Genomic DNA, 17322 nt, shown 5'->3' with positions numbered 1-17322 from the left:
TTGTCGGGAGTGTTTTCAGGCTCACTGAGGATAAAATAACGGCTTTTGTTACCCTGATTATTTGTTTGGCTATAAACTGAAAAGACCTTTGAATATTTTTAATACAATATCCATATCGCTGTAGAAGAAAATACAGCCAAGCGTAACAATCAGATTAGTGACAAAGCACCTTGCGTAATAGATGAGGGGCTTTGTTTTCTTTTTGTTTACGGTTCCGATATTGAAATAGGCTTCAATAAAAAGGAAGATGCCGTGCCATACGCCCCATAAAAAGAAAAGCAGTGAAAACTTATGCCATACCCCGATGAAAAGCATGATGATAAATGCGCTTACGGCAGCCTGAAGCCTTGTTTTAGGCTTAAGAAATATGGATATATGGGATTTAATCCATGCCCCTAAGGTAATATGCCAGTTCTTCCAGAAGATGGTCAAGGAAGGAGAGAGAAACGGGAATTTAAAGTTTTCAGGGATATGAAAGCCCATAAGCTTTGAAAAGCCGATGGCAATATCGGAGTACCCCGAAAAATCAAGATAGCCTATAATATAAAATGAAAAAAGCACAAGAAGGCTTAAAAGCATATTAAGCTCTCCTTCAAGAAGACGGTCGTGGAATATGTAAATCAGTTTAATTAAAACTACTTTTTTAAAAAAGCCTTTTATGATTCTTTTTACAGGCGCTTCAAGCTCCGGCATCTCCTGAGGCGTATCAATTTGGTTTTTATAGTCGTTAAAACTGATAATAGGCCCTGATGTAAATACAGGGACAAATAAAATAAAGCTAAGAACATCTCTGATATTCATTTCCTCTTCGTAAAAGTAAGCATAATAAGATAAATCCATAAGCTTTAAATAAGCATAGGCGTAGCCTATGAAGGAGATAAAACTCAGTATATCAGTATTAAAATAAGGAAGAATGCTCACAATTAAAAAAGCAACACTATTGAATATAATAGAAAATATAAATAGTGTTTTTTTATGGTTTGATTTCAATATAAGCTTTGCTATATAGAAATTAATGAAGGCAGCAACGATATATAAAAATCCCGTATAGGGATTATAGCTAAAAAGGAACACAAAAAAAGCCGCCGGAAATAAATTTCTTTTAGCAAAGGCAGCGCCTTTTGGATAAAGGGCGCTTAAGGCAATATAAAAAACTGCCATGAGCATGATATATTTAAGCTGAGAATCCAGATACCACATAATAACCTGCCTTTATGAAAAGCTATAGATAGAAAAATTAGTAAAAGCCTAAAAGCCCTCGTAAACAAAGGCCTGCTGGCCCCCGATAAATAAAAATATTAAATACACGATGATGACGAACAGTAAGGCCTTAAGAGCCTGAAAGATTATTTCTTTAGCCATTTTATAAACTCCTGAGTAAATACCAGAGAGCCTTCTTCCCAGCTGATATGACCTAAATCATAAAAGTATTTGGCCTCGAAGGCATCGGTCCAGTCTATATAATCGATATTGTTTTCTGTGAGAATTCCATTTACTTTTTCACTAAGTTCTTTGATATAAGCGGGCCTGTTATCGTATTTTGGATTGATAGGCATCCATACGAAGCGAAGCGTAAGGTCTTTTTTATTACAATAGCTTATGATTTTTTCAAGAGCTTTTATATTTCCTTTAAAATCCTCTATGGTTTTATCCCCGAACCGCTCTTCAAAGCTTATTTTTCTTTCTTCAAGCTCACTATCGGTCATATGGCCGGGGGTAATGGTTTTATCGAAATAATAATCTGCCACAGGCTCAAAAAAGGTATTGTCCCCTTTAAAGTAATTGATGATGTTTTCTTTAAGATAATCTGCCGTTGCAGAACGGTAATAATATACGTAAGGGGCATAAGGCTCTCTGAGCCAAGGGTAGGATTCGTTTGTTTCCCAATTGTCCAGAAAGGCAAGATAATTGGCACAGATAATAACTTCTTTATCGGAAACAATGAAGCCCCTTCTTAAAATTTCTTCAAAATCCTTTATAGTTCCGTAGCTGATGGAAGCATTGCCGCAGTCTTTTCCAAGCAAATCATTTCTCAGGGCGGCGATTGCAGTGGAGTTTCCTAAAATGGCCGTGGAAAAGCGGTTCGTTCCGTATTCGTAAAGGGTTTTTGCATAGTCGTTTGGAACGAACATAGGGCTTTTATTTACATAATCCATTTTTGCAAATACAGTATTGCTTATAATGAAAAAAAGTATAAAAAACAGGAAAAAAAGATTTTTTCTTATAAATTTAAAGAACAAAATAAAGCTCCTTACTTTAAATTAGCTTCTTTGAAAGCACATGATATATAGGCTTGCAGCCGTTTCTAAGCCAGAAGTCCATGCCGTTTTCATTATCGAGCCTTACATAAAGCTCCATATAGTCTATACCTGATTCTTTAAGCTCCTTTTCCATTTCCGAAAGGAGAAGGCGGGCATAGCCTTTTTTTCTGATTTCAGGTTTAATATAAAGTTCATATAAAAAGCCCATGGAGGAAACCTCTGGGGTATAGTCGCTTTTCGTAATTTTAACGGTGGAAAAGCCTAAGGCCTGTCCATCTTCTTCCAATATTTTTATTATAAAAAACCTTGATTTAATGCGGCTTTTAAAAAAATCCTCGTTAAAGGAAATACCGTATTTTATCTCCGAATACATGTCGTTAAGCATGGCAGTAAGAACGGTTACGTCGCCTGCTCCGGCGTCTCTTATAACCATATTACGCACCCTTTTTTACATTTATATAGTGGGCTATTTCATCTATGGAGGTCATGGGGTATTTCACAAGGTCCTTATTTGAGACTTCAATATTAAAATTCTCCTCTATAAAGCTTATGATTTCCGCGGCACCGAAAGAATCCACATAGCCGTAAGTGAAAAAGTCCACATCGTCTGTAAATTCATTGTCGTCTTTATCAATATCAAAATTTTCTATTAAAAATGAGCGTATTTCCTCTTTGATTTTATTTATATCCATTGCAATCACCTCTAAAGTTAGTTTAATAAATTATTCCATAAGTATACCATAAGTTTACTGTATTCGTGAATATAGCAAATAAAGCTGAAATCCTCTTTATTAACTATAAAGAATGCTCTTTTAAAAAGATTTGCAAACTTATGCTTGTATCATTTTTAAGTTCCTTTAGCATAATAGCAAGTAAGCTTAATTTCATTCATATTTTACCCTATTTAGGCCCTTTATACAATAAGAAACTTGAATAACCATAGTATATAGGTTATACTTTTTAAGTAGATGAACTTAAATTTATTACGTATTTTAAAGTCAATATAGGCGATTGCCTTTTACAAAGGAATGATGCATATGTATAATTCTACAGTAATTTTATTAGACGAAACAGCAGAAAAATTCGGCTCTAAAACGGCGGTAACGGATGGAGATATCAAAATAAGCTATACTGAATACAGAAACCTTGCCATGAACATGGGCACTTCTATTTTAAAGCATTTTGGAGCGCTTAAGAAGAACAGAATGATTGCCGTATTTCTTCCTAAAAGCGTAAAGGTGCTTATTTCCTTTATGGGAATTCTGTACAGCGGAAATACCTATATCCCTCTTGATACATCTATGCCTGAAAAAAGGCTTGGAAGAATATTTAAGAATCTTTCTCCCGAGCTTATTATTACGGATTCAGACCACGCAGAAGAATTAAAGGCATTGGGCATAGAAGAAGAAAGAATCGCTGTCTACGATGAAATTATAAAAGAGCTTCATGACAGAGGGCTTATTGATAATGCTTTAAGGCTTGTCAGGGATTCAGACCCTGTTTATATTATGTATACCTCCGGCTCTACGGGAAACCCAAAAGGGGTTGTAATTCCCCACAGAGGCGTTATAGATTATGTAAACTGGCTTATGGATACCTTTGCAATCGATGAAAACGTAATTTTAGGAAACCAATCGCCTTTTTATTTTGATAATACGGTTCTTGATATTTATGCCTGCCTTAAAACAGGGGCAGAGCTTATTATTATCCCCGATGTATTTTTTCAGTTTCAGGCCAAGGTTTTGGAATATCTTAATGAAATGAAAATAAATTTCATCTTCTGGGTTCCAACGATTTATATTAACCTTGCCAATACGGGGCTTCTTGAAGAAACAAAGCTTCCTTATTTGAAGCAGGCTCTTTTCTGCGGAGAGGTTATGCCCAATAAGCAGCTCAATGTGTGGAGAAAGACTCAGCCCCATGTGCTTTATGCCAATTTATACGGGCCTACGGAAATAACCGACGTATGCACTTACTATATCATAGACAAAGAGTTTGAGGACCATGAGCCTTTGCCTATCGGCAGAGCCTGCAGGAATATGAGCGTTCTTATCCTTGATGAGGAAGGAAAAGAAGTTCGAAAAGGCGAAACAGGAGAGCTTTGCGTATTAGGCTCCGGGATTTCTCTTGGCTATTACGGAGAAAAAGAGCTTACGGAAAATGCCTTTAAACAAAATCCTTTAAACGATAAATATGAGGAAAAAATGTATTGCACGGGAGATCTTGTATATGAAGCTCCCGACGGCCTTATTATGTTCGCCGGAAGAAAGGACAGCCAAATAAAGCACAGAGGCAACAGAATAGAGCTTGGTGAAATCGAGACGGCGGCAAAGAGCCTTGAAGGGGTGGATAATGCCTGTGTCCTTTACGATTATGAAAATACCCAAATCGTTCTTCTCCTGGAAGCAGCAGAAGATTTAAACCTTAAGGATATTAAGAAAAGACTTTTATCTTTAATACCTAAATATATGCTTCCTCAGAAAATAAAAATTATGGAAAAGTTCCCCTATACGGCGAATTCGAAAATAGACAGGGTTATGCTTAAATCCCTTATGACAGAAGGCAAAATTTAAAATGAATCCGGTTCAGACAAATAAGATGAATTAAAGTATATATTATTAAGGATATTACTTTTACTATATGGTACACAATCGATGTTTTAAATTTTTCTGTAGTTTTGGAGGCCGTATGAATTCCAGATATGAACAAATATTTATAGGGATAATTGTACTTCTGATTGGCATAATCTTTTTTGTGCAGGGAAACGTAGTCATTAATTTCGGAAGCATTTCCCTTATGGTTTTAGGCTTTGCCTTTTCTCTTTTATATAAGACGAAAAGAAAAAGCTGGTCGCTTATTTTAGGTGCGTTTCTTATGTATTTAGGCCTAAGCGGAATCCTTGTGGATAATTTTTCGCACTTTAATATTCTTAAGGCAACCCTTGACGGCATTATTTTTTCCATGAGCTTTTTATTTGTGGGATTCTCTTTTATCGCTCTTTATTTTAATAAAAATAAGAATGGGCTCCTTATTCCAGGTACGCTTATAACAGCTTACGGGATAAATAACATTATAAAGCTTTTTATTCCCTTTATGAGTAGCATTAGCTTTTATTTATGTATAGGTCTTGGATTTTTATACATTTATAAAGAAGGAAGATATTTTCTGGGCAGATGGCCCTTATATGCTTTTTTCATCTTTATGGCGCTAACCTTATCCAGAATCGGTTTCCTTTTTGCAGCTGAATAATGAAAGCTTTAAAGCCCGGCGAAAGCCGGGCTTTTTTATGCCTATAATAAAATATCTTATCTTTATTTACTATAGTAAATTTAAAGTAAAACAATAATAAAGGGGATATACCCGCATAGATTCCAAAATTTACTGTTTCCGGGGAAATTCATGCTTTTAAATCTTTAGTAAATAGCTTTTCTTATTTCTTTATGAGAAATTTGCTATGTATGTATATTTTTAGTTTTGCAGGAGAAAATTACTGTATATGGAAAATTACTATAAAAGTAATTCCTCAATACAATCAGCTGAATTAAAAAATAAATATACTTTCAAGGTCATGGAGGGAATATGGAAAAGAAAAGCAGAAAAGTCATATGTATACCCGGCGACGAGTTCCAGGCTTATGAGCAGGTAATATTTGTTATGAAGGAAAAAAATACAGGGCTTAATATTAGAAGTAAAGGCCGTATAGACTTTGTGCAAGAAGCAGAAAAAATCATAAGCGCTAAGCTGAAAGAGGGAAACAAGGCTATCCAGAAGGCCCAAAAAGACGCGGTATTGCAAAGGCATGAAGGCATACAGCAGATTATCATAAAAAACGGTTCAAGCCTTGATACCCTTATAAATTTGTTTGTAATAAGCGCCTGCATCATGCTTGCCTGCACGATACTTTATGTTACGGTCTAGGCGATATTTTTAAGCAATCAAGAAAATCAATATAACTGAAAGGCCCCTTTCTTTTGAAAGGGGCCTTTCAGTTATTTAGTAAATTTGCTTTTCTTCCGTAGTAAGTAGAAGACGCTAAACAGGCATAAAATCAAGGAAAAGCAAACTTACAACGCAACTATTTTACTTTAATTCGCGTATAGGTAAAGTTTATTTATCTTCCTGCGGGTCCTTTATAGAATCAATGAAATCGTTTGCTTTTTCGGCAAGGGCTTCCTTGACATCTTTTCCAATCTTTTTAGTTTTTTCCATAGTGTCGCCGGTAAGCTTTTGTAATTTTCCTTCCAGCTCTATTTGCTCTGAACCCAAAGCTTTTCCTACATTTTCTTTAATAGAGCCAATAAGCTGATCTGTTTTGTTTTTAATAGAATCCTCCATCATTAAGCCTCCTGTTTTTATAGAATATAAGCTGTAAGAAAACTTATGAAACTTAGAAACAAAAAGACTGTTTTCAAGTTTCATAAGTATAAAAGGCAGAAGCCTTATTTGTGAAACATATTGACAATCCAAAGCAGGATGACTGCACCTATAACGGCGACAAAAAGGCTCCATAAATTAAAACCGGTAACCCCTGTACCGCCCAGCAAACTCATAACAAAGCCGCCGATAAAGCCGCCTATAATACCTACGGCTATATTTGCAAAAGTACCCATTTTCTTGTTGTTTCCAGTAATAATGCTTGCCAGCCATCCAGCCAAAGCACCAATAACAATCCATCCGATAATACCCATAGTGTTTCACATCCTTATAATAAATTTTTTGCTGCGGCTGGGACCATTTTTTGTAAATCAGAGGCTCCGCCGCGGAAAAACTCTGATTTGTTAACTATAGTAAAATAATTTAATTACGGTAACAAAAACCGTGTATTTTTGGTTTAATATAAGCATTTCTACTATAACTAAGCCGTTTATGAAAAATAGGTTTTTGTTACTATCTTGAGGCTATTCACTATATATTATACGCGTTTGCTTTAAAAATATAAATTTTTTTACTTTTCAGGCTTTGGGTGCTGTGATTTTTCTTTTGCGAGGCCAATTGTTGTATTCTTCTAAAAATCGAAGTTCTGCGCTATCCTTGAATAAAGATGAAATAGTAGTATTGTCAATTTACTTTTCTCTTATTTTTTATATCCTTTAAAGTCCTATCCTTATAAGTTGAATAAAAGCAAATTAACCATATCGTCTATTTGTTTTCTTCTTTTAGAACTCTATTGCAGAATAAAAGCAATCCATCATTTATTTTTGCAGAAAAAAAGAGCAAGGCATGTATTTCTACATACGTTGCTCTTTAGAACTTTAATTAAATAAAGCAGAAAGCTTCTTTATCTTTTATTTTATCATTATTCCGTGATTGTTGGGTAAAGAGGGTATTTTTCAACGAGAGCGTTAACTTTTGCTAAAGCTTCGTCTTTCTTGTTTTCTTTAATAGCAAGGGCTATGATTTCTGCGATAACTTCCATATCTTCTTCATTCATGCCTCTTGATGTAGCAGCAGCTGTTCCAAGTCTTATGCCGCTTGTTTCATTGGGCTTTTTAGGATCGAAAGGAATGGAGTTTTTGTTGCAGGTAACTTTTATTTCGTCAAGAAGGTGCTCTGCGTCTCTACCGGAGATGTTGGAGCTTCTTAAGTCAACAAGGATAAGATGGTTGTCTGTTCCGTCGGAAACAAGGTCAAAGCCTCTCTTCTTAAGGCCTTCTGCTAAAACGTGAGCATTATTTATAACCTTCTGAGCATAATCTTTGAAGGAAGGCTCAAGAGCTTCTTTAAAGCATACTGCTTTGCCTGCGATAACGTGCATAAGGGGGCCGCCTTGGATTCCTGGGAATACGGCTTTATCAATCATTTTTGCGTGTTCCTCTTTGCAAAGGATTAATCCGCCTCTTGGGCCTCTTAAAGTCTTATGAGTTGTAGATGTTACGAAGTCTGCATATGGAACAGGATTTGGATGAAGGCCTGCTGCAACAAGACCTGCAATATGAGCCATGTCAACTAAGAAATAAGCGCCAACTTCTTTCGCTATTTCTGAGAAGGCTTTGAAATCTATGATTCTTGAATAGGCACTGGCGCCTGCTACTATTATCTGGGGCTTTTCTTCAAGGGCAACCTGTCTTGCCTTGTCATAATCGATACGGCCGGTTTTCTCATCAACGCCGTAAGCTGCTACCTGATAATATTTTCCTGAGATGCTTACAGGGCTTCCATGAGTAAGGTGACCGCCGTGAGCAAGATTCATACCCATAATTTTGTCGCCGGGTTTAAGGGTTGCAAAATAAACTGCCATATTTGCCTGAGCGCCGGAATGAGGCTGAACATTGGCGTGATCTGCACCGAAAAGCTCTTTTGCTCTTTCGATTGCAAGAGTCTCTACAATGTCAACACATTGGCAGCCGCCGTAGTAGCGCTTTCCAGGGTAGCCTTCTGCATACTTATTCGTAAGGTGAGATCCCATAGCTGCGAGAACAGACTCTGAAACGAAGTTTTCAGAAGCGATAAGTTCAATGTTCTCCCTTTGTCTTGCAAGCTCCTGCATCATGGCAGAATACAAATCAGGATCGGTCTTGGAAAGTATTTTTAAATCGTACATAAAATAAACCCCCTATATAAATATTAATAGTAAAAACTATAATTATAGGTATAAAAAAATACCTATTTAATAACTTATTTTGGATTATATTGTAATAATTTATACAGCTATTTTTATTTTAACACATACTTGTGGTAAATTCTATATAAATATTCCAAAATAAATATATCAAAAAATGCAGGTTTTTTAAAACATATGACAATCGTAAATTATGCAGGTTTTTTTAATAAATAATTGTCCATCGTCTATTAAAGATTATTGAAAATGAAAAAAACTTGTGTTATTATTCCAATGAATGGCCTTAAAGTATAGTAATTATTATAAGGTTATGAATTTACAGGCGTATTTAAATGGAATAGAAAAGTTCCAAATTTTATAATACGCATGAATGCTTAATCAAAAGGAGTTTTTTATGAATAAAATACTGAATATTATTTTTTCTGTTTTATTTTTACTGATGATTCTTTCAGGCTGCGGGGCAAAGGAAGAAGCCGTTCAGGAACCTCCTGTTCAGGAGAATCCGGCTGATGTTTCACAAGAGCCTAAAAAAGCAGAAGAGCAGCTCTCCGAAGAGAAGAAGGAAGATGAAGAAACTTCAGAAGAAATTAAAGAGGCAGAAACCGTAATTATTTCTGCTCTTAAGGGCCCTACGGCAATGGGTATGGTAAAGCTTATGGCGGATGCTGAAGAAGGGACAACAACAAATAAGTATGAATTCACCATTGCAACTACTGATGAAATAGTGCCAAAGCTTTCTAAAGGCGAGGTGGATATTGCCGCTTTGCCGGCAAACCTTGCTTCCGTTCTTTATAACAATACCGAAGGAAAAGTTCAGGTAATGGCAATAAATACCTTAGGTGTTTTATACGCAGTTGAAAAAGGAGAAACAATTAAGGAAATAGGGGACTTAAAGGGAAAAACCATATATTCCACAGGAAAGGGCGCAACCCCCGAGTTTGCTGTAAATTATGTTTTAAAGGCAAACGGCATAGACCCGGAAAAAGACCTTACCATAGAATATAAATCGGAAGCTGCGGAAATACTGCCCATGCTTGCAGGAGGACAGGCCGAAATCGCTATTCTTCCTCAGCCCTTTGTTACTTCAGCTCAAGCCAAAGTAGAAGGCTTAAGGACGGCCCTTGACTGGACAGAGGAATGGAATACTATTTCCAAGGGCGAAAGCACTCTTGTTACCGGGGTTATCGTTGTAAGAAAAGAATTTGCAGAGGAAAATCCCGAAGCCGTTAAAATATTTCTCGAAGAATACAAAGCATCTACGGAATTTTGCAGCACGAACTTATCAGACGCTGCCGCCCTTGTGGGAAAATACGGTATTGTCGATGCGGCTATAGCGGAAAAAGCAATACCCTTTTGCAATATAACCTATATTGACGGGCAGGAAATGAAAACCGCTCTTGAAGGCTATCTGAATGTATTACACGGCGAGAATCCCAAGTCGGTAGGAGGAACACTGCCCAATGAAAGTTTCTACTATATTCCGTAATTTTGGAAAAGCGGTTAAAAAAATAATTCCTGTTATAGGCTGGATTTTAATCTGGCAATTTGCGGCGGTTTATGTAAAACAGGAGATGCTTATAGCATCTCCTGTTTCGGTATTCATAAAACTATTTGAGCTTTCTTTAAGCCCTGGTTTTTGGCAAAGCATCTATTTTTCTCTTTCAAGAGTTATCAGAGGGTTTCTATTTGCATTTTTCGGAGGCATTTTATCCGGGGCTTTGGCTTATAAATTTATGCCTGTAAAAGCATTTTTAAACCCTGCAATGTCTGTTATAAAGGCCTCTCCCGTCGCATCTTATACGATTATCTGCCTGCTTTTCATGCCTTCGAAGAACCTTTCGGTTTTTATATCCTTTATGATGGCCCTGCCTATTATATACATAAATGTGCTTCAAGGGCTTTTAAATACAGATAAAAAGCTTTTGGAAATGGCGCAGGTCTTTAAAATAAGCCCTTTTAAAAAAGCGCTTTATATCTATTCTTCCGAGCTGATGCCTTTTCTTCTTTCGGCCAGCAGCCTTTCTCTCGGCCTTTGCTGGAAATCGGGAATCGCCGCAGAGGTCATCGGCCTTCCCTTAGGCTCCATAGGAGAAAAGCTTTATCAGGCTAAAATATTCGTAGATACAAAAGAATTATTTGCATGGACCATAGTGATTATTGCCCTAAGTTTTTTATTTGAAAAGGTCTTCATAGAGCTTCTTAAAAAGCTTATGGAAAAGATAGAAAGGCTGTAAGAAATGAGCATTGAAATCATAAATATCAGTAAATCCTTTGGGAATTTAAAGGTTCTTGACAATATAAATATGAAATTTGAGCTTCATAAAACCCATTGTATCATGGGGCCGTCCGGCTGCGGAAAAAGCACGTTACTGAATATTCTTATGGGAATTATGGAGCCGGATTCAGGAACAGTTTCAGGCCTTCAGGGCAAATTTATTTCTCCGGTTTTTCAGGAAGAAAGGCTATGTGAAAATTTAAGCGCCCTATCCAATATACGCCTTGCATCAAAGGAAAGGCTTGATTTTTCCGAGGTAAAGGAAACATTAGAAGCGCTTTTGCTTTATGACTGTTTTAAAAAACCCGTAAGAGAGCTAAGCGGAGGAATGAAAAGGCGGATATCCCTGGCCCGGGCTTTTTTAAGCAAAAGTGATATATTCATATTTGATGAGCCCTTTAAAGGCCTTGACGAAGATACGAAGAAGAAGGTTATGCGCTATACTAAAGATATCTGTAAAGATAAAACCCTTATATGGGTTACCCATGACCCCTTTGAAGCGGAATTTATAGGCGGCAATATTGTGAGGTTTTCATATGGAAAATCATAATACAGAGTTTTTTAATAGGATATATGATATTGTTGAAGTCATTCCGGAAGGAAAGGTAATATCCTACGGGGAAATCGCGAAAATTTTAGGAAGGCCCAGAAACGCAAGACTTGTGGGAACGGCAATGAAAAATGTTCCCAAAGAAAGAAACCTTCCCTGCCACAGGGTGGTTTCAAAAAGCGGAGCGCTTGCCCCGGGATATGTATTTGAAAGCAAAGAAATACAAAAGGCCCTCCTTATTTCAGAAGGAGTTGAATTTGACAAAAAAGACCGCATCAAAAAGGAGTTCTTTTTGGATAATAAAAGTTGGTAGAAAAAGGGCTGCTGAAAAGTTAACGCTTATAACTTCAATATAGCCGGCGGCCTAAGGAATACGCAGCGTTTTAAATTAATTCCGCAAACGGGGCTTTGCCACATTTACGGAAAATAGCGTATTTAGTGGCTTTAGCTAAGAAAAGCTTGAAATACGCTATTTATTCCTATAGAATCTCGTTTAAAGCTCTCTTGAGCTTTAAACGAAAAAGGGGTTGCCGCAAGTTTGTTTTACGGCAACCCCTTTATTTTAATTAAGCTAATCCTAAATATTCATCATAGGTTACGGATTTATCTACATAGGAGCCGTCGTCCTTTATTTCTATGATACGGTTTGCCGTAGTCTGAATAAATTCATGGTCGTGGCATGTAAAAAGGATATTTCCCTTAAAATCGATTAAGGAATCATTTAATGCCGTGATAGTTTCAAGGTCAAGGTGATTTGTAGGCTGGTCTAAAATAAGGAAATTAGCCGTAGAAAGCATTGCCCTTGAAAGCATACAGCGCACCTTTTCTCCTCCGGAAAGCACCTGAGCTTCTTTTAAGGCTTCTTCTCTTGCAAAAAGCATTTTTCCTAAAAAGCCTCTCAAATAAGACTCGCTGTCGTCATCTGAAAACTGCCTGAGCCAATCAATAAGATTCAAAGTGCAGTTTTCAAAAAACTCTGTATTATCCTTGGGAAAATAGGACTTTGTTATGGTGATGCCGAATTTATAGGTTCCGCTGTCCTGCTCCATTTCCCCCGCAAGAATTTTAAAAAGGGCTGTAATACCGATTTCACTTCCGATAAAAGCGATTTTTTCATTTTTATTTACAGTAAACCGAAGGTTATCTAAAACCTTTACGCCGTCAATGGTTTTTGAAAGGGAATCCACCATAAGAATATCGTTTCCTGCCTCTCTTTCCGGTTTAAAATGAATAAAGGGGTATCTTCTTGTGGAAGGCCTTATTTCGTCAAGCTCTATTTTATCAAGAAGCTTTTTTCTTGAAGTCGCCTGCTTGCTTTTTGAAGCATTGGCACTAAAGCGCTGGATAAAGGCTTGAAGCTCCTTGATTTTTTCTTCTTTTTTACGGTTCTGGTCTCTCATAAGCTGCAATGCAAGCTGAGAGGACTGGTACCAGAAATCGTAATTTCCTGTGTAAAGCTTTATGCTTCCAAAATCCACATCGGCGATCATGGTACATACATTGTTTAAGAAATGCCTGTCGTGGGAAACTACAATAACAATGCCTTCGTATTCAATAAGAAATTCTTCAAGCCATGCAATGCTTTTTATGTCCAAATCGTTTGTAGGCTCGTCAAGAACAAGAACGTCAGGGTTTCCGAAAAGGGCCTGAGCGAGAAATACTTTTATTTTTTCCTTTCCCGTAAGCTCCGACATTTGCTTATAATGCATGTCTTCAGGGATAGAAAGGGACTGGAGAAGCTTCGAGGCATCTGATTCTGCTTCCCAGCCGTTCAGCTGAGCAAATTCTCCTTCAAGCTCTGCCGCCTTTATACCATCTTCGTCGGTAAAATCTTCTTTTGCGTAAATTTCGTCCTTTAATTTCATGATTTCATAGACCCTTGGGTTTCCGAGAATCACCGTATCCATAACGTTATATTCGTCGTAGGCATAATGGTCCTGCTTCAATACGGACATTCTGCTTCCTTTGGATAAAAATACCTCTCCTGTGGTAGGCTCAAGGTCACCGGATATAATCCTTAAAAAAGTAGATTTTCCTGCGCCGTTGGCACCTATAATACCGTAGCAGTTCCCCGGGGTAAATTTAAGGTTTACGTTTTCAAAAAGCTTTCTTTCGCCAAATCTAAGGCTTAAGTTTTCAATAATGAGCATCTGTTTCATTCCTCTTAATATGATTATTTATAGCCGTTAAGGTTTAAATTAACCTGCCGGCATTATGGCATGGTTTGGCATTATAAAAACGGGCGATTCAAGTTCTCATAATGCGCCTAAAATAACGTGTGTTTGATGAAATAGAACCCCTTGGTTTACCAAGAGAAAGCCAGGAGGGCTTTTCACGTTAAGTATAAATTTGCAGTGTTTTTCTGCAAATTTATACGAATAGTTTCATAAGTTCGATAAAATTTTTATTTCGCCGAACTCACATTAATATATATTAATATATATAAACGAATAAGTACAGCCTTTTAAGCTTAACATATTTTAAAAAATATGTTAAGCTTAAATTCTTAAATAAGTTGTCAGATTATGGGTTAGGCTCAATTGCCCTATTATGTTATAATGAAATTTAAGAATGTTAATTTATTTATGAAAAGAGGTATTGCATGAAGAAAGTAAAAATCATTTCTGCAATATTAACAGTATGTTTAATAATTTCTTTTTCATTTAAGGACGCTCCAAGCTCCGGCAATATTATAGACCCTGCGAAAGAGATTACTTTAGACAAGCCCTCTCTTACTTATACGCAGATTCCTGTAGGGCCTAAGGCTTCCGGCCCGCCATCTGCAGATGAAATAAAGAGGGTTTCCATCTCTGCCGTAGGCGATTTGATGGTACATACGTGGCAGATGAACGATGCCTATGTAAAGGAAACAGGGGAATATGATTTCTCCAATGACTTTGAAATGGTAAAAAAGTATCTGGACCGGTCTGATTACAGAGTAGGCAATCTGGAAACGGTATTTGGGGGAAAGGAAATAGGCTACAGCGATTATCCCATGTTCAACACCCCGGATTCCTTTGGAGAGGCAATAAAAGAAGCGGGCTTTGACCTTCTCACTACCGCCAACAACCATTCTCTGGATAAAAAAGAAGCAGGGCTTTTAAGAACCCTTGATGTTTTGGACCGCTTGGATATAGAGCATGTGGGAACCTACAGGTCGGAAGAAGAAAGAAATACTTATAAAATAGTGGAGGTAAACGGTCTTAAGCTTGCATTTTTATCTTATACCTACGGTACGAATGGCATACCTGTGCCAAAGGGCAAAGACTATCTTATAAATATTTTAAATGAAGAGCTTATATTGAAGGATTTAAATGAGGTAAAGAAACTTGAGCCGGATATGATCATCGTTATGCCCCATATAGGTAATGAATATGAGCTTTACCCTAAGGAAATATTTAAAAGATGGATAGGGCTTATGGTGGATAACGGAGCGGACATCGTTCTTGCAAGCCATCCCCATGTGCTCCAGCCGATGGAAATAAAAGAAGTTGAGGAAGAAGACGGAAGCAGAAGACAGGCTTTTATTATATATTCTTTGGGAAATTTCATATCCTCTCAGAGAACGGAGCCAAGAGATCAGGGCATTATATTAAACCTTGAAATATCTAAGCTTAACGGCAATAAGGCAATTATTGAAAAAGTTTCTTTTATTCCCACATGGGTTCAGTTCAGGGATTTATCAGGAAAAGACTATGTAAGGGTATTGTCGGTTTATGATGCCCTGAAAGATTATGAAAACGGGATAAACAATAATTTAAGGCCTAAGGATATTGAAAGGCTGAAAAGGGTCCATTCTTCCGTTACGGGGATATATCTTGAAAAGGAAGTACCCCTTGCGGAAATGAAGCCGGAATATATTTTCTACGAAAATACGGCCAATTTAAATTACGACAGCCTTTCGTAAAAGGTGCATAAAACAATTTGGAAAATTTTGAAAATCTACTAATGATTAATGTTAGTCTAAACTAATGAGCTGCAATAAATACAGTATGATTAAGCTAACAAATATAAAGCATTTTTCTGTTATGCAAATTCGGAATATGCCCTTTATATTTTCATAAATCTCTTGAAATTAATGCTTGTATATTGTATAATTTGTTTAAAGAGTTCCATATACGACTACGGAACTCATATTCAAATTAATAGGGGGAGTAAATCATGGCATATGTTATAAATGACAGCTGCATCAGCTGCGGAGCATGCGCACCGGAATGCCCTGTGTCTTGTATTTCCGAGGGAAGCGGAATTTACGTTATAGATCAGGACGTTTGCATCAGCTGCGGAGCATGCGCAAGCGTTTGCCCTGTTGGAGCGCCTAACGAAGAATAATAAATCATACATAGAAAAAGCCCTTAGGGCTTTTTTTATTGCCTTTTACAAGCAAAAAGGCCTGTTAAGATAAGAAAAAAGTTTTGAGCCGAAAGGCTCTTTTTTATTTTATAGTAAATTTCATATAAAGAAGTAGCAAAAACCTATTTCCAACAAGCTCAAAAATACGGATTTCCTTTGGAAACGGTACATTTTTGAACCTGTGTGAATATACGGCTTTGCTACTGTTTAACTTTAAATTTACTATATTCTTATTGACTTTATAATTAAAATGAGTTAATATACATATGAACAGATATTCATATGTTAACATATTATAAAGTAGGTGGCTAAATGGAAGAAAAGAAAGATGACAAACTTTGCTGTATTCATGAGGATGTCGTAGAAGAAACCAGAAAAAAAATGCTCGCAGATGAAGTTCTTTATGATATAGCAGATTTTTTTAAGGTTTTTGGCGATTCCACAAGGCTTAAAATATTGTGCGCTTTGCTGGAGAAGGAAATGTGTGTAGGCGATTTAGCCGAGGCCCTTGGCTTAAACCAATCGGCAGTATCCCATCAGCTTAGGGTTTTAAGGCAGAATGACCTTGTTAAATTCAGAAAAGATGGGAAAGTAGTATATTACTCTCTGGACGATAATCACGTTTCTACCCTCCTCGAACAAGGCATAAGCCATATTCTTCACAAAAAGGTTTATGAATAAATGATTTATAGCAACTGAATCAAATAACCCAAGAACTTGTTCTGAATGTTATTTAGTTCAGGCCGTCACCTTACAGCAATTTAAATTTTCCGCCTTCCGCCTTTACTTCTTTTGATTTGCAGGGAGTAACAGGGCTTAATTATAGTGTCTTATTATTGTAAAAGGATTGGAGTGAACTACATGTCGGAATTAAGCTTGATTATGGAAGGGCTTAACTGTCCTAACTGTGCAGGTAAAATTGAAAACCGGGTAAGCAAGCTAAAAAACGTATCGGAAGCAAATATTAATTTAATGAATCAGGAAATGCTTATTATATACAATAACCTCAATAAAGAAGAGCTTATAGATACAATTAGCAAAATTACTATATCTTTGGAGCCTCATGTTAAGGTAAAAGAGAAAACAGAGGCATTTGTTCCCGTACATACCGCCCATGTGCATTCAGATGCCTGTGGTCATGACCATGATGACCATGACCATAATCATAGTCATAGCCATGAAGGCGAGGCCTGCTCCTGCGGTCATGATCATGGTCATTCCCATGGACATGATCACAGCCATTCTCATGAGCATGACCATTCCCATGGCCATGAAGAAGCCAAAAGCCCTTCAAAGGAAAGCTCAAAAGAATTTTTGCTGGGGG

At 37.0% G+C, this 17322-nt stretch carries 18 protein-coding genes and 1 pseudogene; 11 read left to right on the top strand and 8 right to left on the bottom strand.

What is annotated here, in order from left to right:
• Window positions 1–69 precede the first annotated feature (69 nt).
• The 4 genes from NBX03_RS12545 to NBX03_RS12530 form a co-directional block, all read right to left on the bottom strand.
• Window positions 70–1200, bottom strand: a complete 1131-nt coding sequence (locus tag NBX03_RS12545; RefSeq protein ID WP_250228107.1) for an MBOAT family O-acyltransferase — start codon at window positions 1198–1200, stop codon at window positions 70–72.
• 146 nt (window positions 1201–1346) lie between these two features.
• On the bottom strand, window positions 1347–2240 hold the full coding sequence (locus tag NBX03_RS12540) for a hypothetical protein (protein ID WP_250228106.1): 894 nt from the start codon (window positions 2238–2240) through the stop codon (window positions 1347–1349).
• 16 nt (window positions 2241–2256) lie between these two features.
• Window positions 2257–2694 carry a GNAT family N-acetyltransferase gene (locus NBX03_RS12535; protein ID WP_250228105.1) on the bottom strand — a complete coding sequence of 146 codons (438 nt, stop codon included), beginning with the start codon at window positions 2692–2694 and terminating at the stop codon, window positions 2257–2259.
• A gap of 1 nt (window position 2695) precedes the next feature.
• A complete protein-coding gene (locus NBX03_RS12530; protein WP_250228104.1) occupies window positions 2696–2953 on the bottom strand; it encodes an acyl carrier protein in 258 nt (85 codons plus the stop codon).
• 345 nt (window positions 2954–3298) lie between these two features.
• Here NBX03_RS12530 and NBX03_RS12525 point away from each other — a divergent pair, with 345 nt between their 5' ends.
• The 3 genes from NBX03_RS12525 to NBX03_RS12515 all read left to right on the top strand — a co-directional run bounded on the left by NBX03_RS12525 (window position 3299) and on the right by NBX03_RS12515 (window position 6179).
• Entirely contained in the window at window positions 3299–4834 is a 1536-nt protein-coding gene (locus tag NBX03_RS12525; RefSeq protein WP_250228103.1) for an amino acid adenylation domain-containing protein, read from the top strand.
• 115 nt (window positions 4835–4949) lie between these two features.
• The gene (locus NBX03_RS12520; RefSeq protein WP_250228102.1) at window positions 4950–5510 is read left to right on the top strand and encodes a hypothetical protein; all 561 of its coding nucleotides are present in this window, start codon (window positions 4950–4952) and stop codon (window positions 5508–5510) included.
• A 330-nt stretch (window positions 5511–5840) separates the two neighbouring features.
• The gene (locus NBX03_RS12515) at window positions 5841–6179 is read left to right on the top strand and encodes a hypothetical protein (RefSeq protein ID WP_250228101.1); all 339 of its coding nucleotides are present in this window, start codon (window positions 5841–5843) and stop codon (window positions 6177–6179) included.
• A 189-nt stretch (window positions 6180–6368) separates the two neighbouring features.
• On the opposite strand, the gene NBX03_RS12510 is transcribed toward NBX03_RS12515, so the two are convergent.
• From NBX03_RS12510 to NBX03_RS12500, 3 genes are all read right to left on the bottom strand, one after another.
• A complete protein-coding gene (locus NBX03_RS12510) occupies window positions 6369–6599 on the bottom strand; it encodes a CsbD family protein (RefSeq protein ID WP_250228100.1) in 231 nt (76 codons plus the stop codon).
• Between the two features lie 101 nt (window positions 6600–6700).
• Entirely contained in the window at window positions 6701–6949 is a 249-nt protein-coding gene (locus NBX03_RS12505; protein WP_250228099.1) for a GlsB/YeaQ/YmgE family stress response membrane protein, read from the bottom strand.
• Window positions 6950–7557: 608 nt separating this feature from the next.
• Window positions 7558–8802, bottom strand: coding sequence for a serine hydroxymethyltransferase (locus NBX03_RS12500; protein WP_250228098.1), 1245 nt, complete (start codon window positions 8800–8802; stop codon window positions 7558–7560).
• Between the two features lie 412 nt (window positions 8803–9214).
• On the opposite strand from NBX03_RS12500, the gene NBX03_RS12495 reads away from it, so the two are divergent.
• Genes NBX03_RS12495 through NBX03_RS12480 form a run of 4 tightly spaced genes read left to right on the top strand, consistent with a single transcriptional unit; the run spans window position 9215 to window position 11958 of the window.
• Window positions 9215–10306 (top strand): ABC transporter substrate-binding protein, encoded by a 1092-nt coding sequence (locus NBX03_RS12495; RefSeq protein WP_250228097.1) that lies wholly within the window; start codon window positions 9215–9217, stop codon window positions 10304–10306.
• Window positions 10281–11054 (top strand): ABC transporter permease, encoded by a 774-nt coding sequence (locus tag NBX03_RS12490; protein ID WP_250228096.1) that lies wholly within the window; start codon window positions 10281–10283, stop codon window positions 11052–11054. Before NBX03_RS12495 ends, NBX03_RS12490 begins: the two co-directional genes overlap by 26 nt.
• Before the next feature lie 3 nt (window positions 11055–11057).
• Window positions 11058–11645 carry an ATP-binding cassette domain-containing protein gene (locus tag NBX03_RS12485; protein WP_250228095.1) on the top strand — a complete coding sequence of 196 codons (588 nt, stop codon included), beginning with the start codon at window positions 11058–11060 and terminating at the stop codon, window positions 11643–11645.
• Window positions 11632–11958, top strand: coding sequence for an MGMT family protein (locus NBX03_RS12480; RefSeq protein ID WP_250228094.1), 327 nt, complete (start codon window positions 11632–11634; stop codon window positions 11956–11958). The genes NBX03_RS12485 and NBX03_RS12480 overlap by 14 nt, the downstream gene beginning before the upstream one ends.
• 253 nt (window positions 11959–12211) lie before the next feature.
• Here NBX03_RS12480 and NBX03_RS12475 read toward each other — a convergent pair whose 3' ends face one another.
• Window positions 12212–13795 carry an ABC-F family ATP-binding cassette domain-containing protein gene (locus NBX03_RS12475; RefSeq protein ID WP_250230278.1) on the bottom strand — a complete coding sequence of 528 codons (1584 nt, stop codon included), beginning with the start codon at window positions 13793–13795 and terminating at the stop codon, window positions 12212–12214.
• A gap of 452 nt (window positions 13796–14247) precedes the next feature.
• On the opposite strand from NBX03_RS12475, the gene NBX03_RS12470 reads away from it, so the two are divergent.
• The 4 genes and pseudogenes from NBX03_RS12470 to NBX03_RS16245 form a co-directional block, all read left to right on the top strand.
• Window positions 14248–15552, top strand: coding sequence for a CapA family protein (locus NBX03_RS12470; RefSeq protein WP_250228093.1), 1305 nt, complete (start codon window positions 14248–14250; stop codon window positions 15550–15552).
• Window positions 15553–15806: 254 nt separating this feature from the next.
• Entirely contained in the window at window positions 15807–15977 is a 171-nt protein-coding gene (locus NBX03_RS12465; protein WP_250228092.1) for a DUF362 domain-containing protein, read from the top strand.
• Between the two features lie 333 nt (window positions 15978–16310).
• Entirely contained in the window at window positions 16311–16679 is a 369-nt protein-coding gene (locus tag NBX03_RS12460; RefSeq protein ID WP_250228091.1) for an ArsR/SmtB family transcription factor, read from the top strand.
• 180 nt (window positions 16680–16859) lie between these two features.
• Window positions 16860–17027: pseudogene (locus NBX03_RS16245) on the top strand (cation transporter); the annotation flags it as partial.
• Window positions 17028–17322 lie beyond the last annotated feature (295 nt).

This window comes from Anaeropeptidivorans aminofermentans, assembly GCF_940670685.1.
GTDB lineage: Bacteria > Bacillota > Clostridia > Lachnospirales > UBA5962 > Anaeropeptidivorans > Anaeropeptidivorans aminofermentans.
This window is presented reverse-complemented; position numbering and strand designations above follow the sequence as displayed.

What these genes read in the sequence shown, in the direction of transcription:
- NBX03_RS12460 (WP_250228091.1), top strand. Translation starts at nt 16,311, where the DNA reads ATGGAAGAAAAGAAAGATGACAAACTTTGCTGTATTCATGAGGATGTC.
- NBX03_RS12515 (WP_250228101.1), top strand. Translation starts at nt 5,841, where the DNA reads ATGGAAAAGAAAAGCAGAAAAGTCATATGTATACCCGGCGACGAGTTC.
- NBX03_RS12530 (WP_250228104.1), bottom strand. Translation starts at nt 2,953, where the DNA reads ATGGATATAAATAAAATCAAAGAGGAAATACGCTCATTTTTAATAGAA.
- NBX03_RS12520 (WP_250228102.1), top strand. Translation starts at nt 4,950, where the DNA reads ATGAATTCCAGATATGAACAAATATTTATAGGGATAATTGTACTTCTG.
- NBX03_RS12480 (WP_250228094.1), top strand. Translation starts at nt 11,632, where the DNA reads ATGGAAAATCATAATACAGAGTTTTTTAATAGGATATATGATATTGTT.
- NBX03_RS12475 (WP_250230278.1), bottom strand. Translation starts at nt 13,795, where the DNA reads ATGCTCATTATTGAAAACTTAAGCCTTAGATTTGGCGAAAGAAAGCTT.
- NBX03_RS12490 (WP_250228096.1), top strand. Translation starts at nt 10,281, where the DNA reads ATGAAAGTTTCTACTATATTCCGTAATTTTGGAAAAGCGGTTAAAAAA.
- NBX03_RS12500 (WP_250228098.1), bottom strand. Translation starts at nt 8,802, where the DNA reads ATGTACGATTTAAAAATACTTTCCAAGACCGATCCTGATTTGTATTCT.
- NBX03_RS12495 (WP_250228097.1), top strand. Translation starts at nt 9,215, where the DNA reads ATGAATAAAATACTGAATATTATTTTTTCTGTTTTATTTTTACTGATG.
- NBX03_RS12465 (WP_250228092.1), top strand. Translation starts at nt 15,807, where the DNA reads ATGGCATATGTTATAAATGACAGCTGCATCAGCTGCGGAGCATGCGCA.
- NBX03_RS12505 (WP_250228099.1), bottom strand. Translation starts at nt 6,949, where the DNA reads ATGGGTATTATCGGATGGATTGTTATTGGTGCTTTGGCTGGATGGCTG.
- NBX03_RS12470 (WP_250228093.1), top strand. Translation starts at nt 14,248, where the DNA reads ATGAAGAAAGTAAAAATCATTTCTGCAATATTAACAGTATGTTTAATA.
- NBX03_RS12510 (WP_250228100.1), bottom strand. Translation starts at nt 6,599, where the DNA reads ATGATGGAGGATTCTATTAAAAACAAAACAGATCAGCTTATTGGCTCT.
- NBX03_RS12525 (WP_250228103.1), top strand. Translation starts at nt 3,299, where the DNA reads ATGTATAATTCTACAGTAATTTTATTAGACGAAACAGCAGAAAAATTC.
- NBX03_RS12535 (WP_250228105.1), bottom strand. Translation starts at nt 2,694, where the DNA reads ATGGTTATAAGAGACGCCGGAGCAGGCGACGTAACCGTTCTTACTGCC.
- NBX03_RS12545 (WP_250228107.1), bottom strand. Translation starts at nt 1,200, where the DNA reads ATGTGGTATCTGGATTCTCAGCTTAAATATATCATGCTCATGGCAGTT.
- NBX03_RS12485 (WP_250228095.1), top strand. Translation starts at nt 11,058, where the DNA reads ATGAGCATTGAAATCATAAATATCAGTAAATCCTTTGGGAATTTAAAG.